This is a genomic window from Williamsia sp. D3, from assembly GCF_000506245.1.
GTDB classification, from domain to species: Bacteria; Actinomycetota; Actinomycetes; order Mycobacteriales; family Mycobacteriaceae; genus Williamsia; species Williamsia muralis.
The window spans coordinates 158,967-185,349 of record NZ_AYTE01000047.1; the positions used below are offsets into that span (position 1 = coordinate 158,967).

At 64.5% G+C, this 26,383-nt stretch carries 32 protein-coding genes and 1 tRNA gene; 22 read left to right on the plus strand and 11 right to left on the minus strand.

Features of this window, described 5'->3' with window-relative positions; translation table 11 throughout:
- Positions 1–25 precede the first annotated feature (25 nt).
- Genes W823_RS53990 through rpmB form a run of 6 tightly spaced genes read right to left on the minus strand, consistent with a single transcriptional unit; the run spans position 26 to position 1,829 of the window.
- On the minus strand, positions 26–313 hold the full coding sequence (locus tag W823_RS53990; RefSeq protein WP_023962738.1) for a transcriptional regulator: 288 nt from the start codon (positions 311–313) through the stop codon (positions 26–28).
- Between the two features lie 13 nt (positions 314–326).
- Positions 327–791, minus strand: coding sequence for a hypothetical protein (locus W823_RS53995; protein WP_023962740.1), 465 nt, complete (start codon positions 789–791; stop codon positions 327–329).
- A gap of 56 nt (positions 792–847) precedes the next feature.
- Positions 848–1,093, minus strand: coding sequence for a 30S ribosomal protein S18 (gene rpsR / locus W823_RS54000; protein ID WP_023962742.1), 246 nt, complete (start codon positions 1,091–1,093; stop codon positions 848–850).
- Between the two features lie 29 nt (positions 1,094–1,122).
- Positions 1,123–1,428 (minus strand): 30S ribosomal protein S14, encoded by a 306-nt coding sequence (gene rpsN, locus W823_RS54005; RefSeq protein WP_023962744.1) that lies wholly within the window; start codon positions 1,426–1,428, stop codon positions 1,123–1,125.
- A complete protein-coding gene (gene rpmG / locus W823_RS54010; protein ID WP_023962746.1) occupies positions 1,428–1,592 on the minus strand; it encodes a 50S ribosomal protein L33 in 165 nt (54 codons plus the stop codon). The genes rpsN and rpmG overlap by 1 nt, the downstream gene beginning before the upstream one ends.
- Positions 1,593–1,829, minus strand: coding sequence for a 50S ribosomal protein L28 (gene rpmB, locus W823_RS54015; RefSeq protein WP_023962748.1), 237 nt, complete (start codon positions 1,827–1,829; stop codon positions 1,593–1,595).
- Positions 1,830–1,933: 104 nt separating this feature from the next.
- On the opposite strand from rpmB, the gene W823_RS59785 reads away from it, so the two are divergent.
- The 14 genes from W823_RS59785 (at position 1,934) to W823_RS57555 (ending at position 14,135) form a co-directional block, all read left to right on the plus strand.
- Positions 1,934–2,518: a GTP-binding protein gene (locus tag W823_RS59785; protein ID WP_369792677.1), complete on the plus strand. Its 585-nt coding sequence runs from the start codon at positions 1,934–1,936 to the stop codon at positions 2,516–2,518.
- Positions 2,499–3,284 (plus strand): GTP-binding protein, encoded by a 786-nt coding sequence (locus W823_RS59790; protein WP_369792678.1) that lies wholly within the window; start codon positions 2,499–2,501, stop codon positions 3,282–3,284. The genes W823_RS59785 and W823_RS59790 overlap by 20 nt, the downstream gene beginning before the upstream one ends.
- The gene (locus tag W823_RS54025; protein WP_023962750.1) at positions 3,281–3,547 is read left to right on the plus strand and encodes a type B 50S ribosomal protein L31; all 267 of its coding nucleotides are present in this window, start codon (positions 3,281–3,283) and stop codon (positions 3,545–3,547) included. The genes W823_RS59790 and W823_RS54025 overlap by 4 nt, the downstream gene beginning before the upstream one ends.
- 23 nt (positions 3,548–3,570) lie before the next feature.
- The gene (gene rpmF, locus W823_RS54030; RefSeq protein WP_023962752.1) at positions 3,571–3,744 is read left to right on the plus strand and encodes a 50S ribosomal protein L32; all 174 of its coding nucleotides are present in this window, start codon (positions 3,571–3,573) and stop codon (positions 3,742–3,744) included.
- Positions 3,745–3,870: 126 nt separating this feature from the next.
- Positions 3,871–4,491 carry a trimeric intracellular cation channel family protein gene (locus tag W823_RS54035; RefSeq protein WP_023962754.1) on the plus strand — a complete coding sequence of 207 codons (621 nt, stop codon included), beginning with the start codon at positions 3,871–3,873 and terminating at the stop codon, positions 4,489–4,491.
- 108 nt (positions 4,492–4,599) lie between these two features.
- Positions 4,600–5,286 (plus strand): response regulator transcription factor, encoded by a 687-nt coding sequence (locus tag W823_RS54040; RefSeq protein WP_023962756.1) that lies wholly within the window; start codon positions 4,600–4,602, stop codon positions 5,284–5,286.
- 84 nt (positions 5,287–5,370) lie between these two features.
- Positions 5,371–6,804, plus strand: coding sequence for a HAMP domain-containing sensor histidine kinase (locus W823_RS54045; RefSeq protein ID WP_031333498.1), 1,434 nt, complete (start codon positions 5,371–5,373; stop codon positions 6,802–6,804).
- Positions 6,805–7,034: 230 nt separating this feature from the next.
- Complete coding sequence (locus W823_RS54050) at positions 7,035–8,642, plus strand: S1C family serine protease (protein ID WP_023962760.1); 1,608 nt, start codon at positions 7,035–7,037, stop codon at positions 8,640–8,642.
- Between the two features lie 3 nt (positions 8,643–8,645).
- On the plus strand, positions 8,646–9,335 hold the full coding sequence (locus W823_RS54055) for a molybdenum cofactor biosynthesis protein B (protein ID WP_023962762.1): 690 nt from the start codon (positions 8,646–8,648) through the stop codon (positions 9,333–9,335).
- 578 nt (positions 9,336–9,913) lie between these two features.
- On the plus strand, positions 9,914–10,516 hold the full coding sequence (locus W823_RS54060) for an MspA family porin (protein ID WP_023962766.1): 603 nt from the start codon (positions 9,914–9,916) through the stop codon (positions 10,514–10,516).
- Between the two features lie 72 nt (positions 10,517–10,588).
- Positions 10,589–11,230 (plus strand): MspA family porin, encoded by a 642-nt coding sequence (locus W823_RS54065; protein ID WP_023962768.1) that lies wholly within the window; start codon positions 10,589–10,591, stop codon positions 11,228–11,230.
- 448 nt (positions 11,231–11,678) lie between these two features.
- A complete protein-coding gene (locus tag W823_RS59165; protein ID WP_023962770.1) occupies positions 11,679–11,819 on the plus strand; it encodes a hypothetical protein in 141 nt (46 codons plus the stop codon).
- Positions 11,820–12,264: 445 nt separating this feature from the next.
- Positions 12,265–13,563 carry a DUF222 domain-containing protein gene (locus W823_RS0130930; RefSeq protein ID WP_023962772.1) on the plus strand — a complete coding sequence of 433 codons (1,299 nt, stop codon included), beginning with the start codon at positions 12,265–12,267 and terminating at the stop codon, positions 13,561–13,563.
- An 8-nt stretch (positions 13,564–13,571) separates the two neighbouring features.
- Complete coding sequence (locus tag W823_RS57555; protein ID WP_023962774.1) at positions 13,572–14,135, plus strand: HNH endonuclease signature motif containing protein; 564 nt, start codon at positions 13,572–13,574, stop codon at positions 14,133–14,135.
- Here W823_RS57555 and mscL read toward each other — a convergent pair.
- From mscL to W823_RS54085, 4 genes are all read right to left on the minus strand, one after another.
- Positions 14,049–15,179, minus strand: a complete 1,131-nt coding sequence (gene mscL, locus W823_RS56955; RefSeq protein ID WP_023962776.1) for a large-conductance mechanosensitive channel protein MscL — start codon at positions 15,177–15,179, stop codon at positions 14,049–14,051. The genes W823_RS57555 and mscL overlap by 87 nt on opposite strands.
- Before the next feature lie 91 nt (positions 15,180–15,270).
- On the minus strand, positions 15,271–15,942 hold the full coding sequence (locus W823_RS54080; RefSeq protein ID WP_023962778.1) for an RcpC/CpaB family pilus assembly protein: 672 nt from the start codon (positions 15,940–15,942) through the stop codon (positions 15,271–15,273).
- A gap of 93 nt (positions 15,943–16,035) precedes the next feature.
- A complete protein-coding gene (locus tag W823_RS57560) occupies positions 16,036–16,353 on the minus strand; it encodes an FmdB family zinc ribbon protein (RefSeq protein WP_081729937.1) in 318 nt (105 codons plus the stop codon).
- 81 nt (positions 16,354–16,434) lie between these two features.
- Positions 16,435–16,938 carry a 5-formyltetrahydrofolate cyclo-ligase gene (locus W823_RS54085; RefSeq protein ID WP_023962784.1) on the minus strand — a complete coding sequence of 168 codons (504 nt, stop codon included), beginning with the start codon at positions 16,936–16,938 and terminating at the stop codon, positions 16,435–16,437.
- A gap of 169 nt (positions 16,939–17,107) precedes the next feature.
- On the opposite strand from W823_RS54085, the gene W823_RS54090 reads away from it, so the two are divergent.
- The 8 genes from W823_RS54090 to crtI all read left to right on the plus strand — a co-directional run bounded on the left by W823_RS54090 (position 17,108) and on the right by crtI (position 25,134).
- Positions 17,108–18,058 carry a UTP--glucose-1-phosphate uridylyltransferase gene (locus W823_RS54090; protein ID WP_023962785.1) on the plus strand — a complete coding sequence of 317 codons (951 nt, stop codon included), beginning with the start codon at positions 17,108–17,110 and terminating at the stop codon, positions 18,056–18,058.
- Between the two features lie 186 nt (positions 18,059–18,244).
- The gene (gene glp, locus W823_RS54095) at positions 18,245–19,510 is read left to right on the plus strand and encodes a gephyrin-like molybdotransferase Glp (protein WP_023962786.1); all 1,266 of its coding nucleotides are present in this window, start codon (positions 18,245–18,247) and stop codon (positions 19,508–19,510) included.
- A gap of 9 nt (positions 19,511–19,519) precedes the next feature.
- Positions 19,520–20,173, plus strand: a complete 654-nt coding sequence (locus W823_RS54100) for a GNAT family N-acetyltransferase (protein WP_023962787.1) — start codon at positions 19,520–19,522, stop codon at positions 20,171–20,173.
- A gap of 222 nt (positions 20,174–20,395) precedes the next feature.
- Positions 20,396–21,613, plus strand: coding sequence for a gephyrin-like molybdotransferase receptor GlpR (gene glpR, locus W823_RS54105; RefSeq protein ID WP_023962788.1), 1,218 nt, complete (start codon positions 20,396–20,398; stop codon positions 21,611–21,613).
- A 40-nt stretch (positions 21,614–21,653) separates the two neighbouring features.
- Positions 21,654–21,726, plus strand: a tRNA-Ala gene (locus tag W823_RS54110).
- 284 nt (positions 21,727–22,010) lie between these two features.
- Positions 22,011–22,586, plus strand: a complete 576-nt coding sequence (idi, locus tag W823_RS54115) for an isopentenyl-diphosphate Delta-isomerase (RefSeq protein ID WP_023962789.1) — start codon at positions 22,011–22,013, stop codon at positions 22,584–22,586.
- Positions 22,587–22,624: 38 nt separating this feature from the next.
- Positions 22,625–23,542 (plus strand): squalene/phytoene synthase family protein, encoded by a 918-nt coding sequence (locus W823_RS54120; protein WP_031333508.1) that lies wholly within the window; start codon positions 22,625–22,627, stop codon positions 23,540–23,542.
- Positions 23,539–25,134, plus strand: coding sequence for a phytoene desaturase family protein (gene crtI / locus W823_RS54125; protein WP_023962791.1), 1,596 nt, complete (start codon positions 23,539–23,541; stop codon positions 25,132–25,134). Before W823_RS54120 ends, crtI begins: the two co-directional genes overlap by 4 nt.
- A gap of 20 nt (positions 25,135–25,154) precedes the next feature.
- Here the strand turns inward: crtI and W823_RS54130 are convergent, their stop codons facing one another.
- Positions 25,155–26,270 (minus strand): polyprenyl synthetase family protein, encoded by a 1,116-nt coding sequence (locus tag W823_RS54130; protein ID WP_023962792.1) that lies wholly within the window; start codon positions 26,268–26,270, stop codon positions 25,155–25,157.
- Positions 26,271–26,383: the final 113 nt, after the last annotated feature.

A 26,383-nucleotide genomic window follows, 5' to 3' on the forward strand; every position in this document is an offset into this window, starting at 1 on the left:
GGTTTAGTGTCGCCAGAAGGGCACACTATCGGGGATCGAGCAGGGTGCGGAGGGCTTTCGAGTGTGCCTCGTACGCCCGCCGTCCCGTGGTGCTGACCTGGTAGGTGGTGCTGCTGCCTCGTCCGAGGCCTTCTTTCGACGCGCGGACGTACCCGGCCGACTCCAGTGCCGACATCTGTTTCGAGAGATCAGAATCAGAGAGGCCCAGATGTTCCTTGAGGAATCGGAACGATGTCGACGAGCTGTTGACGAGAATCGCCATGGCCGCCAGTCGTTTCGGGGCGTGGATGACCGGATCGAGACCTTCGATCATGAGTGCCGGGCCATCATGAGAGCCGGGCTCGGGTCGCCTCCGCGGCGAGCTCGTATCGTTTTTCGTACATCACCAATCCGCCGGTCACCAGCACAAAAGCCACTGCGGCAGCCGTCGCGACACCACCAAGCCACCACGACGCCGCGACCAGCGCCGCAACCGCAGGCAGCGCCATGAAGTACCCGCGCCAGACGACGCCGATCTCCGCAGGCGGTCGTCCGCGGCCGGGCTGCGGCAGAGACCCGTGACGGCGTTGCATCCAGTTGATGAATACGATTTCGAGGACGATCAGGATTGCCAGTGTCCCGACGAAGAGCGGAATGCTCTCGCGCCACCAGGCGAAGGCACCGATCATTCCCGCCGCCCAGGCGCCGATCGCCGGGTAGTACCACCAGGGCGTCGGGGGATAGTCGAGATAAGGGGCGGCCTCTGCTCGCTCGGCCACCCGCAGCAGCTCGCGTGCCTCTTCACTTTCCATGATGGAAAGTTTATGAATCGCTTTCCACTTGTGCAAGTGGAAAGCGATCCGTCGGACTATCGGGACGAACCGGGATAGGGGAGCAGCGCCATCTCGCGTGCGTTGCGGATGGCGGTGGCCACCTGACGTTGCTGCTGGGGGTCGAGTCCGGTGATGGACCGGCTCCGGATCTTGCCCCGGTCGGACAGGAACTGGCGCAGCAATGCGGTGTCTTTGTAATCGACCGTGGTCACACCAGCGGCCAGCAACATGTTGCGTTTGCGTTTGGCCGGGAGGTCGGTTTTTGCGGGGCGTCGTGCCATCGAGCAGGTCCTTGTCGTGAGAGTGATTGTCACCAGCTGGATTTGGTGATACCGGGCAGTTCCCCGTTGTGCGCCATCTGACGCAGCCGGATGCGCGAGAGGCCGACTTTGCCGATGTAGCCGCGGGGACGGCCGTCGACGGCGTCGCGATTGCGGACCCGGGTGGCGCTGGAGTCGCGGGGAAGGCGCTGCAGGGCCAGTTGTGCGTCCGCTCGTTCCTGGTCGGTGGACGACGGACGCCGGATGATGTCCTTGAGCGCCGCACGGCGTTCGGCGTAGCGGGCGACGATCACCTTGCGCTGTTCGTTGCGCTCGATCTTCGATTTCTTTGCCATCAGCGTTCCTCTCGGAAGTCGACGTGACGCCGGACCCGTGGGTCGTATTTGCGCATCACCATGCGGTCGGGGTCGTTGCGGCGATTCTTGCGCGTGACGTAGGTGTATCCGGTCCCGGCCGTCGACTTCAGTTTGATGATGGGCCGTATCTCATTGCGTGCCATTCAGATTCGTTGTCCTCGTGCTCGGATCTGGGCGACTGTCGCCTCGATTCCGATTCGATCGATGGTCTTGATGCCTTTGGCGGACACGGTCAGCGTGACGGTGCGGTGTTCGCTCGGCAGGAAGTAGCGCCGACGCTGGATGTTCGGATTCCAGCGGCGATTGGTGCGCACATGTGAATGCGACACCTGTTTGCCGAAACCTGGTTTGCGGCCGGTGACCTGGCAGTGCATGGACATGGGCGCGCCTCCTGTCTCTAATGGGAATGATTGTCGACAACGTGCGAATCGGACTGTACATTCAACCTCGACCAAATGAAAACCATTCCCGATAGGAGCTGCCTGTGACCCGCCTGGTCAACAAGACCCCGCTGGTGATCGTGACCGGCTTCGACCGCGAGGCGACGGTGCGCAGTGCGGAGGCGCTCGGCCTGCCGGGGACGACTGTGGTGCACCACGATCTGGGCCTGGTGGACGCCGGAACCATCGTCAGAACGGTCACCTCGATCGACTTCAACGGTGAGAAGACCTCGCGCACAACGCAAATTGCACTCGATCACGGATGTCTGTCGTGCGCCCTCCGCAAAGACGTGCTGCCCTTGCTGCGGGCCCTGCACCGCCGCTCCAACGTCGACCGGATCGTTCTGGCCCTCGACCCGGCCATCGAACCCGAACCCATGGCTTTTGCAATTGCCGGCACGGTGGTGTCCGGCGTCCCCGGTCAGGTCGACGGTCCGGCCGGTCTCGACGTGGAGATCGAGGCGGTCATCGGGTGCGTCAACGAAGGTGAGTGGCTGCGCGACGCAACCGGCGACGAGACCCTCGACGAGGACGATCGGTTCCAGACCGCCGACGACGAGCGGACCATCGCCCAGCTCGCGGTCGGGCACGTCACTTCGCCGACGCCTGGTGGTCCACGGACAGGCTGACAACGGATGGGCCGGGGCGCAGCTCTTCGCCGTTCTCAAGCGGCTCAACCCGACAGCGCCCATCATCATGGAACTGCCGAGGCGTCCACTGACCGCCTCGATCATGCGCAACCTGATCTCGGCCATCCCGCCCGGCGCGCGCCGCGGCCGGATCACCGGGCCGCACGACCCGCTGCTGCGCGGGCAGCCGCCCCTCGATTCCGACTGCGGAGTCGCCGTGGTCGAGTTCCATGCCGATCGGCCGTTCCATCCGGAACGCCTGCACGACGCGATCGACATACTGCTCGACGGTGTTGTCGCCTCCCGTGGCCGGCTGTGGCTGGCCACCCAGCCCGATGAGGCGCTGTGGCTCGAGAGTGCGGGCGGCGGCCTGCGCATCGCGACCGGTGGCACATGGCTCGCGGCGATGTCCGACGACGAGGCCGCTGTCGCCGACCCAGAGCGCGTAGCGATGGCGTCACTACGCTGGCATCCCCTCTACGGCGACCGCAGCAGCTCGATCGTCGCGATCTCGTACCGCGCCGAACCCGCGCGAATCCGCTGGGCGCTGAGCAGCGCACTGCTGACCGACGACGAGCTGTCGGAGGGTCAGCAGGGCTGGGATCGGTTCACCGATCCGTTTGGTGTAGCCCACGCCGACCCTTGCCAGGACGTGCTCGACGAGCGCGCTCTGCTGGCGGGAACAGACCCACCCATCGAATGGTTCAAGCAGGCAGAGGGCTCGGCTGGACAGCAGACGAACCCGGAACGGAAGGACAAATCATGAAGGCGAACATCCACCCCGACTACCATCCGGTGATCTTCAAGGACTCGTCGACAGGCAAGGCGTTCCTGACCCGTTCCACACTGACGTCCGACGTCACTTTGGAATGGGAGGACGGTAACCGGTATCCTCTAGTGGTTGTCGATGTCACGTCCGACTCGCACCCGTTCTGGACTGGTGCGCAGCGCGTGATGGACACCGCAGGACGTGTGCAGAAGTTCGAACGCCGATACGGTCGCCGGACTCGCGCGAACCAGGGAACTTAAACGAAGAAATGAAGGGCTGAATCATGGCTGTACCGAAGCGCCGGATGTCGCGGTCGAATACTCGTAGCCGCCGTTCGCAGTGGAAAGCGGACAACCCCGCCTTGCAAGAGGTGAAGGTCGGTGGCGTCGCTCATCGCGTGCCCCGTCGCCTTGTCAAGGCGGTCAAGCTGGGCATCGTCGACCTCGACAAGCGCTAACAGCCACACAGCCGACAACAGGGACTGGCCGTCGATCGACGGTCAGTCCTTTGTTGTGTCCGGAAGGTGCCCCGGAGAGCGTGGTGACTCGTCGGGGCCGCACAAATCGAGAACTGGGAGTCCGCGATGCTGCAGGACGTCCTGAACTACGCCGGCGTTGCGGTGTTCGCCTGCTCAGGCGCACTGGTCGGCGTCCGCAAGGACTTTGATCTGTGGGGCATTCTGTCGATGGGTGCGGCCACGGGTGTCGGCGGCGGGATCGTGCGCGATCTCCTCCTCGGGATCACCCCGCCGACCTCGGTACAACACTGGCCCAACCTCACCATCGCCCTGGTCGCCGGTCTGATCACTTTCTTCTTCCATCCGGCGTTCCGGGCGTTGTTACCGGCAGTCCTGATGCTTGACGCGGTCGGGATGGGTGTGTTCGCGGTGTCGGGTGCGTTGTTGGCACTCGAACGAGACTCGAGTTCGATGGCTGCGGTGCTCATCGGGATCACCACCGCGGTGGGTGGTGGCGTGATCCGCGACGTGCTCGCCGGTGAGGTCCCCCTGTTGCTCCGACCCGCCGACCTCTACGCCGTCCCCGCGATGTGCGGAGCTCTGGCCGTGGTGATCGCCGACGGCACAGGTCTGCCGATTTGGACCGGTCTGGTGGCGGGGGCGACCCTGGCCTTTCTGTTGCGTGTGGGAAGCCTGCGATTCCGATGGCGGCTGCCGATGGCCCCGACGCGACGGGTCGGGGGATGAGTCCGCGACGGGTACGAAGTCCGCGTGCGACGGCTTCAGAACAAGAAAACTGGCGCGTCGCAGGGGATTACTTAGCGCGCTCTCAGTCGTGGAAGTAAGACTGTTGTCATGCGCATACTGGTTGTGGACGACGATCGTGCCGTTCGCGAGTCTCTGCGCCGGTCCCTGACGTTCAACGGGTACACGGTGCTCACGGCGGGGGATGGCGTCGAAGCCCTCGAAAAGATCAATTCCGACCGTCCCGAGGCGGTGGTGCTGGACGTCATGATGCCGCGCCTCGACGGGCTCGAGGTGTGCCGTCGCCTCCGCAGCACCGGCGACGATCTCCCCATCCTTGTCCTCACCGCTCGCGACTCGGTGTCCGAGCGGGTCGCCGGACTCGATGCGGGGGCCGATGACTACCTGCCCAAACCCTTTGCGCTCGAAGAGCTGCTCGCACGTCTGCGGGCCCTGATGCGCCGCGCGACAGCCGAACCGCTACCGGACTCGGAGGCGATGACCTTCGAGGACCTGACGATGGATCCGGTCACGCGCGACGTCACCAGAGGCGAGCGCCCGATCAGCCTGACCCGCACCGAGTTCGCCCTGCTGGAGATGCTGATGGCCAATCCGCGCCGTGTGCTCACCCGCAGTCGCATCCTCGAGGAGGTCTGGGGATACGACTTCCCGACGTCGGGCAACGCACTCGAGGTGTACGTGGGATACCTCAGGCGCAAGACCGAGGCCGAAGGCGAGTCGCGCCTCATCCACACCGTGCGGGGCGTGGGATACGTCCTGCGGGAGACCCCTCCGTAAATCGTGAGCTTCTATCACCGTCACCCGCCGGTTCCCGGCGAAGCCCCGCCGGTAGGCGTGGTGACCGCACAGCGGCCCACACAGATGGCTTCGGCCCCGGATCTGCCCCGGCAGATGCGTAAGCCGACGCCGCTGACCCGGACCATCTCGCTGCGTTGGCGCATCACGATCCTCTCCGCCACGGTGGTGGGCATCGCGGTTGCCGTGATGGCTGCCGCGGCTTTTGCGGTCGTCTACCGGGCCATGTACGCCGACGTCGATTCGCAGCTCACCAACCGGGCCAACGGGATGACCGAACTGGCCCGGATCGGGGTCCTCGACGACTCGCCCGAATCGCTGGTGGCCGGCACGGTGTTCTCCACAGACATGTCGGTGGCACTGGTGATGCCCGGGGGCCGCGGATTCCAGATCGGCGGCGTTCCCTACGGCGAGTCCGAACGCGATGTGGTGGACGGGAAAGCGGAATCGTCGCTACGGACCGCGAAGAACCAGCGGGTACTGGCCCGCAAGCTCAACGACGGCAACACCCTGATCATCTCGCAGAGCCTTCGCGACACCGACGACGTGCTGCACCGATTGGCCTGGGTGCTGGGGGTGATCGGTGGCTGCGGGATCATCCTGGCCGCGGTCGCCGGAACGACCGTGGCGCGTGCCGGCCTGCGGCCGGTCGCGCGGTTGACCCGGGCCGCCGAGCGAGTGGCGCGCACCGACGACCTCACGCCCATCCCGGTCATCGGCAACGACGAATTGGCCAGGCTCACCGAGAGTTTCAACCTGATGCTGCGGGCGCTTGCCGAGTCGCGAGACCGGCAGAGCCGGCTCGTCGCGGACGCCGGCCACGAATTGCGCACGCCGCTGACGTCATTGCGCACGAATCTGGAGTTGATGATCGCGTCGAGCCAGCCGGGTGCGCGGGCGGTGCCTGAATCGGACATGGCCGAGCTGCGAACGGACGTGATGGCCCAGATCGAAGAACTCTCCACGCTCGTGGGCGATCTCGTCGATCTCGCGCGCGAGGATGCGCCCGAGGTGGTGCACGAAGAGGTCGACCTCTCCGAGGTGGTGGACCGCTCTCTCGAGCGTGTCCGCCGCCGGCGCAGCGACGTCGACTTCGAAGTGCACGTCACGCCCTGGTTTGTCTTCGGTGAGAGTGCCGGGTTGTCGCGGGCCGTGCTCAACGTGCTCGACAACGCAGCGAAGTGGAGTCCGCCCGGCCGGCCCGTGGAGGTCCGGCTGGCTCAGATCGAGCCTGATCGCGCGATTCTGACCGTTGCTGACGCCGGCCCCGGTATCCCTCCCGAAGACCGGCAACTGGTCTTCGAGAGGTTCTACCGGTCCACCGCGTCCCGATCCATGCCCGGCTCGGGGCTGGGGCTGGCGATAGTCCGTCAGGTGGTGGACCGCCATGGCGGCACGGTGACCGCCGGTCAGTCCGAACTCGGAGGCGCCCTGGTGACGATCAGCCTTCCCGGGTCGCCGGTACCGGCCGAGATCGCGCCCCAGGTGGTCCAGCAATAGGTTCTGATCGAGCGGTGTCGAGCGTTCGGCGGTCGTTCGAAGGGTCTGACTCCTCTGTCCGTCGATCGGCGGCTTTGTTTGGCGAAGTCCCTGCGGGGAACAATGAAGGGGAAACAAACAGCACTGTCTCAGCCCCGTCTCAGGCCGACACAGCAAGGTATTCCTCAGTGCCGGTAAATGTTGCGGCATCGGGGAGCGCAGGGTGCGCCTGGCAGAAAGCAAAAATCGACATGGTCGGCAGCAACGATGACGAGCGCGGGACAAACCGCGACACCAGTTCCTTTCCGGGAGAGGGCATCTCGCAATCACCGGGACAATCGCATCCCAGCGGGTCCGCTGATCGGCCGGACGGGCCGAGCAACGCCGGACCGCAGGACAACCCCTATGGGCGAACCTCGGCGTTCGAGCCCCGGCAGCAGGATTCCTCGGGTGAGCAGACGGCACAGTTCGGTACCTCCGGCATGAACGGACCTTCCGGACCTTCCGGCCCCTTCGGGCAGTCGTCGGAGGGTGCATCCGCAAGTCGCGGTCCGGGTGGTTACGGCTATGGCGCTCAACCTGATCCGTATGCTCAGTCCGGGCGATTCGCGCAGCCGAACCCGTATGGGGCCTACTCCCACGGCGGGGGGACGGGTACCAACCCCACCAGTCAGATCCCGGCTCCTGGGGCCGGCCAGAACCCGTACGGGAGCTCGCCACAGCAGTTCGGCTCCCCGCCGCCCGCACGTACCGGACGTTCGGGCGGAGCCAAAGCCGGATTGGCGGCTGCGGCAATCGCTTTGGTGCTCGTCGGCGGTGGCATCGGAGGTGTGGTCGGAGCCAATGTGGCCGACGATTCATCGGGATCGAGATCAACCACCAGCGAGAGTGTGCTCGGTGGCGACCGCGACAACAGCCAACCGGTCCAGGCCCCCGCCGGCTCGACGCAGGAAGTCGCGGAGAAGGTCACGCCGTCGGTCGTGTCGATCGAGGTGGAGGGCAGCCAGGCGTCCGGGTCCGGCTCCGGCATCGTGCTCACCGCGGACGGCACCATCATGACCAACAATCACGTGGTCGCCGGTGCGGGCAACAATCCGGACCTCACCGTCACGTTCAGTGACGGCAGCACGGCAGCCGCGCAGATCGTGGGTGCCGACCCGATCTCTGACATCGCCGTGATCAAGGTCGACAAGTCCGGCCTCACCCCGATCGCCGTCGGTCGCTCCGACAATCTTGTGGTCGGTCAGGGGGTCATCGCGATCGGGTCGCCGCTGGGGCTGAACGGCACGGTCACCACGGGAATCATCAGCGCACTCAACCGTCCGGTGTCCACACAGGGTGAGCAGGGTGGCCAGGCGTCGGTGATGGATGCCATCCAGACCGACGCGGCGATCAATCCGGGCAACTCCGGTGGTGCGCTGGTCAACGCCAACGGCGCCCTCATCGGCGTCAACACCGCGATCGCCAGCCTCTCGCAGGGCGAGACCGGCGGAAGCATCGGCCTCGGGTTCGCCATCCCGGTGGACCAGGCGATGCGCATCGCGGACGAGCTCGAGAAGACCGGTAAGGCGACACAGGCGGGGCTGGGCGTCACAGTGCGGTCGGGGGCGCCGTCAGCTGACAGCCCCGGCGCGCTGATCAACGAGGTGACGTCGGGTGGAGCCGCCGCGAAGGCAGGCATCCCGAGTGGTGCGCTGGTCACCAAGGTCGACGATCGTGTGATCGCCTCCGGAGACGCGCTGATCGCGGCGGTGCGGTCGCACGCTCCGGGCGACCATGTGACCATCACGTACGTCACCAACGGACAGACAAAGACCGCGCAGGTCACCCTCGACACCCTGGACACCGGAGGACGCTAGAACGTGAAACACATCGACGATCACATTGGTACCCGACTGCGGGCAGTCATCCCCATCCCGACCGATAGAGTTCCTGACGGAGATGGTGCTATCTCAGTCCTGGGTATCGGCGAGGCAGATGTCGTCGCCGCGGACGCCGCGGCGGAACAGCTCGCCGTCCGCACAGGGGAGATCAAAGCGGAAGGACAGCGCATGAGGTCACTGAACTTGGCCGAAGAGGATCTGGGTCGGGCCCTGGTGGTGATCGTCGATGACCGGGCCGCCCATGGTGAGGACCAGGCCTTGATCGGTCCTCTGGTGGGGGAGTTGCTCGAAGAAGCCGGTTTTCACGTCGACGCGGTGGTGGCGGTGGAGTCCGACGAGGTGGAGATCCGCAACGCCCTCAACACCGCGGTCATCGGCGGGGTGGACTTGGTGATCTCGGTCGGCGGCGTGGGGGTCGGTGGTCGTGATGTGACTCCCGAGGCGACCGCGGATCTACTCGATCGCAAACTGCCGGGTATCGAAGAGGCCTTGCGCAGTTCCGGATTGGCTGCCGGCGCGATGGATGCCGGGCTGTCACGCGGGCTTGCGGGTGTCTCGGGGCAGACGATCGTCGTCAACTTGGCCAATTCGCGGGCCGCTGTTCGTGACGGCATGGCCACCATCACCCCGATGGCGAAACACCTGATCTCGTCGATCAGCAACTTCTGATCGGGTCCGATGAGCGACTCGAAAGACGGTAAGCGAACCAAGACTCGGGCCGAGTTAGAGAAGGTTTTTGGCGAGGATTTGCCTCTGACCAGCAGTGATGAGCGACCGATCGGTCGAAGTGATGAAGGTCACAGTAACGCCGATATGCGTGGGGACGAATGGTTTATCGAGAATCGCCCGCCACATCACGGCTGAATCGCGATTCGGTCACGGCCCGGTTCCTGGACTTTTCCTGATAACTCACTGAATTTGCTGCAATATCAATAATTATTCATTCGCTTGAGTGAAGTTCCTTTTCCAGACACGACTGCTGCGAAGTGTTGCCCGCCCCTGTTCCTGGGGCTAACGTTCCGCTCGATACGGCCAGTACCAGTGCGGGGGTTGGGCGTATCCCGTGCGACGTCCCCAATGGCGACCGCGGTGTGGGCAAGGTGTTCGGCTGAGATTTAGCTACCGGAAACTACGGGCATGCAAGCCCGTCAACTGCCCCGGTAGAAGATTCCGCGGAACCTTTGGTCACTTCGAGCTCACGATTTGGTTGAGCTTGGATTACACAGCAATCCTGTGAGAGGGAACGAATGAGCAAGATCAACATGTTCGGTCTGCGCCGCGTTGTCGGCGTTGGTGCGATTACCGCGGTTGCCGCCATTGGCCTGGCCAGCATGGGCGCAGGAAACGCCGCCGCAGGACCCCTGCCCAGCGGCAGCAAGGTGACCCAGGGTGTCGACGGCACCGTCGTCAAGATCAGCCGCACCGGCGAAGCCGCTTACCCGGTACCGTCTTTGGCGAACAACGGCGCAGGCCGCGCCGCAGAGGTTTCCGGCCTTGTCACGGTCACTGCCGGTGGCGCCAGCGGTACCCTGACCACCGGCTACATCGTCGGCTGCCAGGTCGACATCACCGGTCTCGAAGGTGGCCTGAACGCCTCCATCGATTCTTCTTTGAGCCTGGGCCTCGACGGCTCGCTCTCGTTCCCGCTGGCACCCGGTGAAGCGGTTTTCGTCCCGCTCGGCACCAAGACCTTTGAGGGCGGCGTTGCAAGCGTCCAGTACAAGCGTCAGGGCATCGAGGTGCAGCAGTGCGGCGGATACGCCCAGGCTCGCGCCTTCACCACCGTGCAGACCGAGGGCAACTACGTCATCAAGTCGACCCTCTACGGCGCCCCGTTCAGCCTGAACTGATCGTCGGCAGATAAATCAACTAGTCTGAAATCTCATCTGCCGCAAGCAGATTCATATTCCTGAAGGGGAATCATGCGCAACAAACTCTCGCGTCGTCTCGCCGCGGTGGCCGGCATCGCCGGTGTCTCGGCCATCGCACTGTCCTCCATGGGTGCCGGCGGCGCAGCTGCCGGCGCTCTGCCCGGTGGCGTCGCCACCCAGAAGCTGATCGACGGCTCCAACGTCACCGTCACGCTCAAGGACGAGTTCGTCAACATCCAGCCGTCGACCGTGGCGGTTCCGACCAGCCGCAACGTGTGGCTGTCGGGCAAGGTGCTCGTCACCGTCGACGGCGAAGCCGAAGGCGCCACCGTCGAAGCCGGTTACGTTGTCGGCTGCCAGCTCACCTTCGGTGCCGGCGGCAAGGCCGGTATCGGAACCTCGCTGGATCTCTCGGCTCCCGGCACCCCGTTCACCACCCCCGAAGCCGGCCTCAGCGGCGGTCTGACCCTCGGACCCGGTGAGGCCACCTACGTGCCGATCCTGTCGTCCGACGACGCCACCGACTTCAGCTTCGAGGGCAACGCAGGCGGCATCGCTTACAGCCAGGAAACCGTCAAGGTCGACGGCTGCGCCGGATACGCCGAAGGGCAGGCGTACGTCAAGGTCACCGTCGACACCCCGTCGGTCACCGGCATCGTCACCCTGTGGGGCTCCAAGTTCAGCCTCGGCTGATAGAAACACACCTGCTGCTTGACAACTGAACAACCGAAAGCCGGACCACCGCAGGGTGTTCCGGCTTTCGGCGTTTCACGGTCACGTTGCACGTGCGGCCGCAGTTTTTATAGAGTTCGCTGAGACTAGTAGGGATCATGGCAACGCAGGGGCATCGGCTCGCAAACGGAATGTTCATGACGATGGTGACCGTCTTGCGTATCAACCGGATCGACTCGCTGTTCGGCAGGCTGTACGTGCACGCGCCAGAACTCAGGACACTGAGACGACGGCCGGCATGGCCCCGGCGCTCAGACTTTTCGTCTCACGCGCGCGGCTTTGATGTGACGCTTTCAGGCTTCGACTCAAGAATCTCGCGGAGTCGTCCTGGGAGAGCGATCCGAGACGCACAGTTCTGCCACCTGCGCGGCATGCAAGTTCAATCGAGCGTCAGGTCGAATCGCTTGTAATGTCAACGATCTCGGTCTGCCGTGCCGTCGGCTGGAATCGAGTCGAGGTGGGGTACCGGATCGGACTCATCGGGTTCAAGAACGAATTGCAGATCGGTTCGGGCCATACCAGGATCGTTGCATCGGAGATTCGTCCGTAAGGCCGGGCGATCGAACCGATGAAGGCGAACGGTCTGCCGGTGTCTACCTGCTTGCCTGTAGCGGCAGCACCGGTTGTGGAACGGCGTCGCCGCAGATTGCAATTTCGGTCCCGCTGACATAACAGTCGGATCCGGGCCTTGCGTCGAGTCAGATTCTGGCACTGCCTTGTTGGCGCTGACTAACGCGCGAGGAATTCGACCTTAACCTCTGCCGCCGGTCAGAAGGCGGCCCGAGAACGGCCGCGACATCTCGGACCCCGAGGTTGCTGCTGTTATCGAGCTGGGTTCATGTACATCAGAGCCACCGAGGCCGTGAATCGAACTTCGAACATGTGTTCGACAAATTGAGGTAGTTGGTCTACAATCGAAGCAAGGGAATCGTCCTGACAACAGAGGCTCCGCATCTGTTGTCAGCGTTCGCTTTTCGGTTGACTGGGGGGTCATCATGTCCGACGGTGCTGTCATCGATTCGCCTGTGGTGGGCGCGGTGTCGGGTCTGGAGTCGGCGATCGATCAGCTCGCCGAGGTGAATCTGACGGCGCTTTCCGACGAGGATTGTGTACGTCTGGTCGACCGGTTGGAGGTCGCGTCGCGGCGGTTGCAGTCCGCGGGGTTGCCGGTGTTGCGGGAAGTGGTTGTGCGTCGCGCGTATTCGAAACTTGGGTGCTCCTCGCCAGCTGCGATGTTGACCTCGCTGGCACGGCTACGCCCAGGTGCTGCCCGAGCTCGGGTGGAAGCGATGGACGCGTTGACGCCGTCGATGACTCCCAGCGGTGAAGTTGTAGATGCTCGATTCCCGAACACCGCAGAAGCGTTGCGCGAGGGTGTGATCGGACTTGATCACGCCGGGGTGGTGGCGAGGGTGATGGCAAAGATTCCGCACAAGGTCGATGCGGAGAAGCGGGCAAACACAGAGATGGCGCTGGCTGATCTGTGCCGCAAGCACACTCCTGGCCAGGTCGAGGCGATCGGTGAGCGCATCGTCGAATACTTGGATCCCGACGGGACGTTGGCCGATGACGCCGACAGGGCCCGGAAGCGTGGATTCAGCGTGGGGAAACCGGCCACGGATCTCATGTCGACGGTAGCTGGGCATCTGGACCCGGTGACCCGGGCCTTGCTGGATGTGATGCTCGCGGTGTGGGCCGCTCCGGGGATGAACAATCCTGATGATCCGCTGTCGCCCTCAGGTGCGGCCGATGATCCGACGGTGGACAAGGACCTCTTGCAAGCTGCGGCAGACAACGACACCCGTAGTGCGGCGCAGCGCAATCACGATGCGGTGAAGTCGATGCTGATGTACCTGCTTGAATCGGGGCAACTGGGCAAGACGCATCACGGATTGCCCGTGCAGGTCATCATCAACATGACCAAAGACCAGCTCGATCAGTACATGCTCGAGCAGGTGCCGCCAGAAGGCGTTGACGGAGAGGACGTTTCGGGATCTGAGTTCGAACCCGGTCGAGCGCCGGCGTTAGCAGCAGAACCAGGCCGTGAACCGGAGCCAGGCTGCACGCCGGAGCCAGACCACGAGGTGGAGCTAGCCGCGAGGTGGAGGGCACGCCAGAGCCGGCATCAGAGCGGGATCCAGACCGTGAATCGGAGGTCGTTCATCCGTACCGGGAGACCCACTGGGAGGATCCGAGCTGGTTGCCTTCGGTCACTGGTGGGCCGACGCGACCGTACGGGTCGGGGCTGGTCTACACGGCGACCGGTGCGGTGTTGCCGATCGCTGATGCGTTGAGGCTTGCAGTGCGTTCCGACAAGACGTTGGCCATTTTTGCGAACCATTCGAATGAGCCGTTGTTTCTGGGCCGAGCACGCCGGTTGGCCAGTGAGGCGCAACGTCTGGCGATGTTTGCCGCGCACAGGGGGTGTTCGCATCCGGGTTGTTCGAATCCGGCGTTGTGGGCCGAGGCGCACCATGTTCGCGAATGGGCGCAGGGCGGGTTCACCGACATCACTCATCTGGCTCCGGCATGCCCACAGCACCACCAACTCGTCGGACCGGGGGAGCATCAGTGGCAGACGGTGATGATCACCGACGGGCCCGACGCAGGGCGGTGTGCCTGGATCCCACCGGCACTGCTGGATCCGGAGCGACAATCCCGGGTCAACCGTGCCCACCACCCGGACGAAGCCATCATCGAGGCCCGTCAGAGCATGCTCGCCCGCCGCAAAGCCGAACTCGAACAACGCAATCGAGAACTCAGTCCTCAACCACCAGATTCACGACCCACCAGACCGTCGGAGAACAACCCTCCGCCTGAAGCCCGGCTCCCTCCAGGTGCCTCGCAGAACGTGGATCTCCTCTGAAATTTGAGGGCCAGCAAAACAGCAAGGACGCCGTCTAGCGATCCGAGATCGCTGGGCCCTCGACAAAAAGTATCGCCCCGGCCTGAGCCGGGGCGATAAGTCGATCTCGAAATGTTTACGGGCTGCTGTGCCTGCCGCCGCCGTTGTGGTCGTCGCGCGTCCGGGTGGGGGCCCGTAGTTCGGTGGTGGACCGGTGAGCGGGTCGTAACCGGGTGGCGGGCCGGTCAAGGGATCGGGGCGGTAACCCTGACCCTGATCTGGCCCCTCATGCTGCGACGGGTTCGGGCGGGGCGGCGGCGTCGGGTTGTACCCGGGCGGCGGGCCCGGCGGCTGCTGATAGCCGGGAGGCGGTCCACCCAGCGGCGGCTGGCTACGCGGCGGCAGACCGCCCTGGGGCGGCTGTCCCTGCGGCGGCTGGCCGACCGGTCCTGAGCCACCGGTAGGCGGACCCTGCGTCGGATAGACGTTGGCGCCACCGATCCGGTCCGACTGCTGCGAAGAGAACTGCTGCGTACCGGCAGAAGACGCGCCTGCGCCGGCGGCGGCCGGACCCGAGTAAAGCGGACCGGACTGCGGGCCGTCGTCGCCACGCCGGTCGATGAGAGCCTGATCCTTCTCGCTCGTCGCGCCGGCGATCTTGGCCTTCTCCTCGGCGGGATCCTTGCCTTGGAGAATGTCGCGGATCTCTGCGAGCAACTCCGACTCCGTCTGGGCCGCGGCGTCGTCGCCGTCGCGCGCTGCGAGCGTCTTCAACTTCTCGTACGGCATCACGATCAGGAAGTAGACAACCGCGGCAACGATCAGAAAGTTGATGGCGGCGGCGATGAGGGCACCGATGTCCACAAACGTTTCCGGATTGCCGGACCTGATGGTGAATCCCAAACCCTGCGCGGAATCGGTGCCGCCGATCGAGTTCACCAACGGTTGGATGATGTTGGTGGTGAACGCTGTGACGATCGCGGTGAAGGCGGCACCGACGACCACGGCGACAGCGAGGTCGATGACGTTTCCCCGCATGAGGAAATCTTTGAAGCCCTTGAACATGTAGTGACCCTTCCCACGAGGGAAACGAGCTCTAATTGCAGTCCGCTGATCCTAACCAGCGGTCGCGGAATTTGCCGTTCACAACATGCAGTCAGTGGAAAACCAGTGTGATCGGAGCAGTGAGGGTAGCCGCCGCGACCACGTGCGCGTCGCGCTCCGGCAAGGCGAGAACGGCAAGTCGGGCATCTGACCCCGTCCGCGAACCTGACTCCTGCGACACGAGTGCGACCACTGCTCCCTTGGCCAGAACCTTTGTCGCCGATGACTCTTCAGTGGTACCGGAATCGTCGATGCTCAGCACATCGACCACGTCTCCTTCGCGGAGGAGATCGATCACCGCTGTGTCGGCCACCTTCACCGGAACCAGGCGCGCATCGGGTCGCTGCATGATCTGAGCCGGCAGGCGACTGGTGAGCACACGGGAATCGGTCAAGATCTCGCCCGCCCGTACCGGGCCGGTCACCGTCTTGTCCAGGACGTCGGTTGCGTCGTCGACTGTGCCTGCCGGGAGGTCGCCCGGACGGAACTCGCGCGTGGTCAGGTCGCCGATCGTGAGGGGTTGCCCAGGGCTGATGTCATGGGCCGCGATCACCGCCGGTCGCAGTTCCTCGGTGCGGCCCGCCGTCAGTGCGGCCACGAGCGCGACCGCCAGCAGCACGATGGCACAGGCGCGGCGGAGGAGCAGCGACCGTGTCCATCCGGGCCTGACGGCATGACGGACACGGTCGGAGAGTGTCGGGTTCAGAGCATTGCGCGCGGCCATGGGCGAAGGTTATGGCGATTGCCATCCATCGTCCGCTTGGTCAGGCACCGATACGAGGTTGCCTGTGCACAGTCCACTGTGTGTGGACAGTTGTCAGGAAGCAGCCTTGGCAGTGGTCGAACTGCTGGACGTGCTGCTGCCCGAATCCGTCGACTTCGCTGCAGGCGCGGATTCCTTGCTGCCGGAGTCGGACTTCGACGAGTCGCTCGAACTCGACTCGCTGCTCGTGGTGGTGGAGCGGCTGTCGTTGCGGTAGAAGCCACTGCCCTTGAACACGATGCCCACGCTGTTGAACAGTTTGCGCAGCTTACCGGCGCATTTCGGGCATTCGGTGAGCGAGTCGTCGCTGAAAGACTGCACGATGTCGAAGCGGTTGTCGCACTGTGTGCAAGCGTACGAATATGTGGGCACCGAAGACCTCCGAAGGTGTTAAGCCGAGAACGTTGTGGATTCTACCGTCGAACTGGCACTCTTCGTTAACGAGTGCCAAGGTCAGCTTGTTCCCAGTCGTCTGAACCCCTCGCCCGGTGTCAGGCTCCAGCCCATCGGCACGTCGAAGTGGTCCGATGGCAGCTCGTCCACCAGCTCGTCGTCGAACACCACGGCTACCAGTTTGTCTGTGTCCACCTCTGATATCGACCGGTCGTAGTAACCGGCTCCGCGACCGAGTCGAATACCGTGGCGGTCGACCGACAGCGCCGGGACCAGCATCAGAGCAGCGTCGCCGAGCGCGTCAGGTGAGGCGCCGTCCCCACTGGGCTCCAACAGTCCAAATCGTCCTTCATGCAATGACGCCGGTCCGTCGTACCAGGCCCAACGCAGCGGGGCAGGCGGGCCCGCCGCCACCTTCGGCAGCAAGACCCGGAAGCCTCCCTCGCGCAACACCTCCAACATCGCGGTGGTGCCCGGTTCGCTCCCGATCGGGACGTAGGCCGCAATGACGGCGCCCGACTCCACCCGCGGACCGCCCTCGGGGAGGTTCGCGATCCACGTCACAATCGAGGCATCCAGCTCGCCTTAACCTGGGGAGACAGGCTGCCGCGACGCTCGAGAGCGAGCTTTCTCCAGGTTGCTTTGTCGATGAAAATCGGTACGCCCCTCTCATGTTTGGCGATCAGCCGATAGGTTTACTCACACACCAGTGTGATCAACCTAGGGTGGGAAAATGACTGAAGCGCAGACCAGCCCGGCCAACGAGGTCGAATACGAGTCCGTTCCGGGCACACCGCCCATTCCGCGAACCGCAATTGTGCCGGCCGCCGGCTTGGGCACCCGTTTTCTTCCGGCGACCAAGACCGTGCCGAAAGAACTTCTTCCCGTGGTGGATACACCCGGTATCGAATTGGTGGCCGAAGAGGCCAAGTCGGCCGGCGCGGAGCGACTGCTGATCATCACGTCGCCGGGTAAAGACGGTGTTGTCGCGCACTTCGTCGAAGACCTGGTGCTTGAACACACCCTCGAGTCCCGCGGCAAAGACACCATGTTGGCCAAGGTGCGGAACGCGCCATCTTTGCTCGAGGTCGCGTCGGTCATCCAGGAGAAGCCCCTCGGCCTCGGCCACGCGGTCGGATGCGTCGAGGCCAAACTCGACGACGACGAGGATGCTGTCGCGGTGCTGTTGCCCGACGACCTGGTGCTTCCCAACGGCGTCCTGGAGGTGATGGCCCGAACACGCGCCAAGCGCGGCGGCACGGTGCTCTGCGCCATCGAGGTCCCGACCGAGAAGATCAGCGCGTATGGCGTATTCGACGTCGAAGAACTTCCCGATGCTGCAAATCCCAATGTGATGAAGCTCAAGGGAATGGTCGAAAAGCCCGAGGCAAAAGACGCACCCTCGAATTATGCGGCGGCCGGACGTTACATCCTCGACCGCGCAATATTTGATGCATTGCGACGAATTGAACCCGGCGCAGGCGGCGAATTGCAGCTCACCGATGCCATCGCTTTGTTGATTGACGAAGGTCATCCGGTTCACGTCGTGGTTCACCGCGGAACTCGCCACGACCTCGGGAACCCGGGCGGGTACCTGAAGGCGTCGGTCGACATCGCCCTCAACCGTGAGGATTACGGTCCCGAATTGCGCGAGTGGCTGGTCGAACGCCTCGGGTGCAACTGACCTCCGACCCACAACAGCACCCGATTCAACGCGCTGATGCGATGGCGCGCGGTGATCCCTGGACGCGAGAGAACGGAAATCGCCGGCAAACCAGCTAACGTCAGTCGTCAGAACTACGACACGGCGACCCGTTGGCATGGCGAACGAGCACTATCGGGCCGCCACGGCGATTGAAGGAGGCGATCGGTGCGTTCGGTGGAAGATCACCTGAGCCGAGTGACCGCCGCGGCAGTGGCTCCCAGGCCGGTGCGCGTCGCGATCTCGGAGTCACAGGGCCTGCTCTGTGCCGAAGAGGTTGTTGCCGACAAGCCGTTGCCCGGGTTCGATCAGGCTGCCATCGACGGATATGCCGTTCGCAGTGTGGATGTCGCCGAAGCGGGCACCATCGCCGATGAGGAATCGGAGTCGCCGGGAGACCAGGTGATCGTCGTCCTGCCGGTGGTGGGGGAGTTGAAGGCGGGTTCGCGGACGCCCACGCGGCTCCAGCCAAGGCAGGCGGTCAGGGTGGAGACCGGAGCTCCCTTGCCGACACTTGCCGACGCCGTGGTGCCCAAGCGGTGGACCGACGGCGGACTGCCCAAGGTCCGAATCGGTCATGCGGTACGCAGCGGGCAATACGTCCGGCACGTCGGCGATGACGTCCAGCCCGGTGACGTCGCGGTCCGAACCGGAACGATCATCGGTCCCGCGCAGGTCGGTCTGCTCGCCGCAGTCGGTCGCGACCGCGTGCTGGTGCATCCGCGGCCACGACTTTCCGTCATCTCCATCGGCGGCGAACTGGTCGACATCGACCGGACGGCCGGTGGCGGTCAGGTGTATGACGTCAACAGTTACGCGCTCGCCGCGGCTGCTCGTGATGCCGGCGCAGACGTCAACAGGGTCGGCATCGCAGACAGCGAGCCGTCGCAACTCCGTGAACTGGTCGAGGGACAGCTGATTCGTTCCGAGATCGTCGTGATCACCGGCCCGGTCGGTGGGGCGGCCTCGGAGTCGATTCGCGAAGCCCTCTCGGAGCTGGGCGAATTGGAGATCGAACGCATCGCGATGTACCCGGCGTCGGTCCAGGGTTTCGGCCAGCTGGGCCGCGACGAGGTGCCCACCTTCCTTCTTCCGGCGAATCCGGTCTCGGCGTTGGTGGCTTTTGAAGTGATGGTGCGACCGCTGATCCGGATCGCGCTCGGCAAACGCCAACCGATGCGGCGAGTGGTACGTGCCCGCACGGTCAGCCCCATCACCTCGGTGGAGGGCAGGCGCGGATATCTGCGTGGGCAGCTGATGCGCGATGAGCAGACGGGCGAATACCTCACCCAGGTGATAGCGGCCGCAGACGGCGGATCACATCTGCTGGCGGGGCTGGCCGAGGCGAACTGCTTGGTCATCATCGAGCCGGAAGACGTTGAATTGCGCGCCGGCGATGAGGTGGACGTCGCATTCCTGGCTCAGCGGGGGTGAGAGTGCACCGTGCGCGCCTGGAGCAGGGGTGACACCGGTCGCCGTGGATGGCCAGCCAAGCTCGGGCCGATATCCGTTGCGGGAGGCGCGGTTACGGTACGGCCGGTCCGGCTGCGTGACGCCAGGGTGTGGAGCAGGCTTCGCATCGAGAACCAGAATTCGCTGTTGCCGTGGGAGCCGACGGGCGTCGGCTTGTGGTCGGCCCGGCACAACCCGGCGGCCTGGCCGGGTTTGCATTCGGTCCTGAGGGCCGAGGCAAAGGCGGGGAACATGCTGCCGTTTGTCATCGAGTTGGACGGCGAATACTGCGGGCAACTGACGGTGGGCAACATTCAGCGTGGCGCGCTGCGCAACGCATGGATCGGATATTGGGTGGATGCCGCGGTCGCCGGACGTGGAGTGGCAACGGGCGCACTGGCACTCGGCGTCGACCACTGTTTCGGACCGGCGGGTCTGCACCGGCTCGAGGCCACAGTGCAGCCTGCCAACGCGGCGTCGCTGGCGGTACTGCACAAGGTGGGATTCCGTGACGAAGGCCTGCTCAAGCGCTACATGGACGTCAACAGCGCGTGGCGGGACCACCTGTTGCTCGCGTTGACCACCGAAGATCTCACCAGCAGTGCCGTGGACACCTTGATCCGCAGCGGCCACGCCACGGCCTGAACCCCTGCGCCCACATGCCTCTCGGCTCCCGCTGGGAGGCCGCTCCTCTCCGATCGCCGCGTGATCACCCACAGATGGAACGAATCGGCCGGGACATCGGCGCGTCGGCGCTGGTTGGGCAGCGGTGAGCCATAGCCTGATTCCTATCGTCTGTTACAGGTGTGACTGACGCGTACTCGGCCGGCCGGTCGGGGCGAGATTGCCGACAGGAAGGAGCTGCCCATGCCGAACTCGTTGCTGTGGGTGTGTCTGGTGGCGATCTGGCTCTTTGTTCTGGTGCCGATGGTGGTGAAGTCGCGTCCCACCGTGCGCAAGACCACCGACGCCGCGATGTCGACACGGGTGCTCTATCGAGGTGGCCGGGCCATCGCCAAGACCCGCCGTCGCATGGCTGCAGGCCGTCATCCGCACGATCCCGATTGGGAACCCCCGGTGCGTGAGTACCGCAAGACCACAAAAGCAACGGCGACAACAGATGCAGTTGACGTCGAGGACGCCACGACGACCAAGGTTGCGGCCGGCAAGTCCAAGCCGGCATCGGTCTCGGTGAAAACCGTTGCAGCTGCGGCTCAGACAAAGACTGTCGACACCAGTGACAGTGATGCCGACGCGACCACGGTCGACAAGACGGTTGTGGCTGAAGCTGCCGACCTCAAGTCATCCGACCACCGCGACGCCGTTGCTGAGCGCGATGACGAAGATGCAGACGCAGATCGCGATGATCGGGGCGTCGAGGACGCTGAGCTCGTTGATGTAGAGCTCGATGACGCGGACCATGACGACGCGGACCATGATGACGCGGACCATGATGACGCGGAGAACGACGCAGATTACGAGGACGCCGACCACGAGGACGCGGACTACGACGACGGCGACTACGAAGACACGGACCACGCCGACGACGAGTACGACGACGACCTCACCGACGAAGACATCAGCGCCGACGAGGCTGCGGATCAGGCGGAGCAGGACGAGGTCGCCCGACGTGCACGTCGCGGAGGCTTCGACCCCGAGGCCGATCGCGAGCGCAGCGGCAAGCGCTACCGGTTCCGCCAGCGTGTGATGGCCGTGCTCGGGGTGCTGGCGCTGCTCGGCATCGCGGCCGGCTTCTTCCTGGGTTCGGCCGGCTGGATCATCGCCGCGGTCACGGTTGTCGCGCTGGTCGGTTACCTTGCCTTCCTGCGCCGCGCGGTGCGAAACGAACAGCGCATCCGTCGTCAGCGGATGCAGCGGCTCGCCCGGGCCAAGCGCCAAGAGGAAGAACGCCGCGCACATCCCGAGGTCGATCCGCGGGCCGAGGTGCCCCGCAGGCTGCGCCGACCAGGCGCGATCGTGCTGGAGATCGACGACGAGGACCCGATCTTCGACCACCTGCCGCGGTTCGAGCACCGCGAAGAGGTTGTCCGTGAACCCTCGTACCGGCGGGTGGTGGGGCAGTAGTCCCGCCCTGTTAATCTTGTCGAGTCGCTCGCGCGACAAAGGGGCTATAGCGCAGTTGGTAGCGCGTCTCGTTCGCATCGAGAAGGTCAGGGGTTCGATTCCCCTTAGCTCCACAGAAACACCGAGCCGAATACGCGCCAGTTACCTCGAAACGCTCCACCTACAGGTGGAGCGTTTCTGCGTATGTGGAGCGTTTGACGCGGATCAGCCGCTGGCAGGAGTGACCTGGGCTCTTTCGGGGTATCCGAAGACAAGCAGCGCCGGTCCAGACAGCGTTTTCTCGGTTGTGCGCATGTGGCGAAGGGGACCAAAACTTCTTCTGGTCGAAGTCGTCCGCTCTGTGAGCGGTTCCGAATACCAGGAGAGGAACATACACACCCGAAAAGACGAGGTATGCATGACCGACGACTTGGTGGTTTTGGCAAGCGCTGACGGACGTCCGTGTGGGACGGCTGACCGTGCGACCGTGCACACCTCACACACCCCCCTGCATTTTGCATTCTCGTGCCACGTGGTCGACGAGGGCCGCCTGCTGATGACCCGGCGTGCACTGAGCAAGCGAACATGGCCCGGCGTGTGGACCAATTCTTTCTGTGGGCATCCGCGGCCCGGTGAATCCGTCGAGGACGCGATCTACCGTTACGCGCAACGCGAGCTGGGCATCGATGTCGAGGATCTGCGTTGCGTGCTACCCGACTTTCGCTACCGGGCCGTCGATTCCAGCGGCGTGGTGGAGAACGAGATCTGTCCGGTGTTCGTCGCGAGCCCGGTGGGGACGCTGCGGCCGGATCCAGACGAAGTAGCCGAATACGCGTGGTCCGACATCTCCGATGTGTGGGCAGTTGTCGAACGTGCCCCGTGGGCCCTGAGCCCCTGGCTCGTCGAACAGATCCGGTCGATGCCCGCACCCGACCCCTACGGTCTCGACGCACATCCCAACTGGCTGCGGGCGCAGATGGAGGTCAACCGATGACCCTGCGAGCCGGTGGACCGAAAGCGAGGGCGAGTCGAATGGTGCAAACACGTGGGCGCATGGATGCGATGGCGCCGTATCTCCGGTACGACGCGGCAGCCGACGCCAGTGCAGCGTTGGTGATCCGTTGCTACTCTTCGTCTTTCGGGCTCGCGACCCGAATGCTCGGTGGGCAGGTGCGGCAAGACGTCCGCAACATCTACGCATTGGTACGGATAGCAGACGAAGTGGTGGACGCCCCTCGGCCCGGTCAGGACGGCGTCGACCGGCTGGTGGAGCTCGACAAGCTCGAACAGGACACTTTCGCGGCGATCGAAACGGGATCGAGTGCCAATCTTGTTGTTCATGCGTTCGCGAGGACCGCTCGTCGAGTCGGGATCGACAAGGAACTCGTCGCCCCGTTCTTCCATTCGATGCGCACAGACTTGCAGCGCACAAAGCACGACTTCGCGAGCCTCGGAAGCTACATCTACGGCTCAGCTGAAGTGATCGGCCTGATGTGCCTGTGCGCATTCGTGGCCGGAGAACCCAACCCCTCCGGTCGCTACGCGGAGCTGGCGCCCGGTGCCCAGCGCCTCGGTGCCGCATTCCAGAAGATCAACTTCCTCCGGGACTTCGGCGACGACAGCGACGGACTCGGACGGCAATATCTTGTCGGCCTCCAACCCGACGACCTCGACGAAGAGATCTGGAGCAGCTGGCTGGACGACATCGAGATGGACCTGGCTGCGGCCGCGGAGGTCATTCCACGGCTACCGCGAGGCTCTCGCGTGGCAGTGTGTACCGCACACGACCTGTTCGCCGAACTGACCCGGCGCCTGCGGGCGACGACGGCGGCGCAAGCTCGGCTGACCAGGGTGCGCGTGCCCACGCCGGAGAAGGCGCGCATCGCGGCCAGAGCAGCCCTGCACCGTGGGCGACCTCACGACATCGATACGGAGAACAGCTTCAAGTGACCGCACCATCGAAAAAAGTAGTCATCATCGGCGGCGGTGTTGCGGGGCTGGCCACCGCTGCCCTGTTGGCCCATGACGGCCACGACGTCGACTTGGTCGAGAAGAACGATGATCTCGGTGGCCGTGCCGGCTCCTGGGAGCACGAAGGATTCCGTTTCGACACCGGACCGTCGTGGTGGCTGATGCCCGAGGTGTTCGACCACTTCTTCGATCTGCTCGGGACGTCCACCGAAGAGCAGGTCAACCTGGTTCGTCTCGAACCGGGCTATCGGGTGTTCTTCGAGGGCGCCGACGAGAAGATCGATGTCGAAGGTGACGAGGAACGTAACCGGGCACTGTTCGAGAGCATCGAGCCAGGTGCCGGAGCGGGCTTGGGCGATTACCTCGACTCCGCCCGGCATGCCTACGACATCGCCGTCAAGCGTTTCCTCTACACGAGTTTCGATTCTCCGCGAGCCTTCCTCGGCCGAGACGTGTTGCGCAACGCGCCGAAGCTGGCCGAGCTGCTCACCAGGTCCTTGCAATCGTTTGTCTCGCAACGATTCTCGGATCGACGACTGCAGCAGGTTCTCGGCTACCCGGCGGTGTTCCTCGGTTCTTCTCCGGAACGCACCCCGGCCATCTACCACCTGATGAGCTGGCTCGATCTCGCTGACGGGGTCCGTTACCCCGACGGGGGTTTCACCACGTTTGTCGAGGCGCTGTCCAGGCTGGCCGCCGACAACGGGGTGCGATTGCACACCGGTACGGCAGCGACCGCCATTCTCACCCGGCCGCGGGCCGACGGCAGGCGGGGTCGCCGGGTAATCGGTCGACGTCGCGACGAGGTTGTCGGGGTGCGGGTCGCCGACGGCCATGGCACCCAACGGGATATCGCGGCCGACATCGTCGTGGGCGCCGCGGACCTGCACCACGTGGAGACCCGGCTGCTGCCGGAGCGTCTGCAGACGTTCCCGCAACGGTGGTGGGACAAGGCGACTTCGGGGCCCGGCGCTGTCCTGGCGTATCTGGGTGTACAGGGGAGTATTCCTGAACTGGCTCATCATTCGCTGTTCTTCACCGACGACTGGACAACCAACTTCGACGCGATCTTCGAGTCCCCGACGCACATGCCGGATCCCGCATCGCTGTACGTGTGCCGCCCGTCCGCGACGGACGACTCGGTGGCGCCCGTAGATCACGAGAACATCTTCATCTTGGTGCCCTCGCCTCCGGATCCCGGTCTGGGACATGGGGGCATCGACGGTGCCGGCGCACCCGACATCGAGAAGGTCGTCGACCAGGCTGTTGCGACGATCGCCTCGTGGGCGAACATCCCGGACCTCGCCGAGCGGATCGTCGTCCGGCGGTCGGTGGGGCCGGCCGACTTCGTCGACAACGTCAACTCGTGGTCGGGTGGTGCACTCGGTCCGGCGCATACATTGCGGCAGAGTGCGTTTCTGCGCGCCACCAACCGCTCCCGCAAGGTGGAGGGCCTGTTCTATGCCGGGTCGAGTACCCGCCCCGGCATCGGTCTGCCGATGTGTTTGATCAGCGCCGAGCTCATCCGCAAACGCCTCAAAGGAGACCGGACGGTCGGTCCGTCACACTGACGCGCCTTGCCGAAGAGCGCTCAGGCTTGGCGCCAGACACACTTCTCGATGAGGGTGGTCAAAGCCTGCCGGGTGACGGTGTCCACCGGCAGTGCGTCGACGATTTCCATTGCGTCGCTGGTGAGTTCACCGATCCGCGCTTCGATGGCCTGATCGGCGCGGGTCTCGGTGAGCACCGAACGCACGGCCTCGAGGTCGGCGTCGGTCAGTTCGGGATTGCCCAGCGAGCGCCTGAGGATGTCTTTCTGCGCGTTGTCGGCACGCGACTCGGCGACCGCCATCAGCAGGGTGCGCTTGCCTTCACGGACATCGTCGATCGCTGGTTTACCGGTGATCTGAGGGTCGCCGAACACGCCCAGGAGATCGTCACGCAGCTGGAAGGCTTCGCCGGCGGTCAGCCCGATCTGGTCGTAGAAGTGCAGGAGCGTGTCATCGGCACCGGCGATCGCGCCACCGAGTCGGAGCGGATGGCTGATCGTGTACTTGGCGCTCTTCAATCGCAGGATGAGGTCGGCGCGGCGGCGGGAGGTGGCGGCCTCGGTCTGGCTGAGCATGTCGAGGTATTGGCCCGCATAGGCCTCGTCGCGCATCTGCGACCAGATGGCCCGAACCGCGCGGCGTGACCTCGGATCTAGAGCGTCGGTGGCCATCGCGGACAAGTCGTCGGACCACGACAGGCACATGTCGCCGACCAGGATGGCAGCCGCCGAGCCGTGTTCGTCACCGTCGCCGAGTCGTTGCTGTCGCGCGTGTTCGGCCGTGAAGTGGCGGTGCATCGTGGGCAGGCCGCGCCTGGTGTCGCTGTTGTCCATCAGGTCGTCGTGCACAAGTGCGGCGAAGTGGAAGAGCTCGATCGCCGCTGCCATCTCGGCGACGCCGGCAGCCAGTTCGCCTCCGGTCACACCGTATGAACCCCACATGCAGAACTGAGCGCGCAACCGTTTCCCGCGGTCCAGGCTGTCGGTGACCGCCGTGGCCAGGGGCGTGACCTCCGCGCTCAGATCACTCATCGCGGCCGAGTGGTCGGAGACATGGGCGGTGAGCACGGCGTTGACAGCAGTGACGATCTCGTGGCTTCGGTCCTGGAGCAGATCGTTCGAGATCGGCGCCTCGGTGTGGTGATCTACTGACGTCATGTGGCGTTCTCCGTCCCCGAGCGGCGATCAAACTGTTGAGTCGTTGCATTGGTTTCTTCGGAACAGAACACGAATCGGATGGGTGGTCGGCGCATCGACTGATGGCCGGTCTG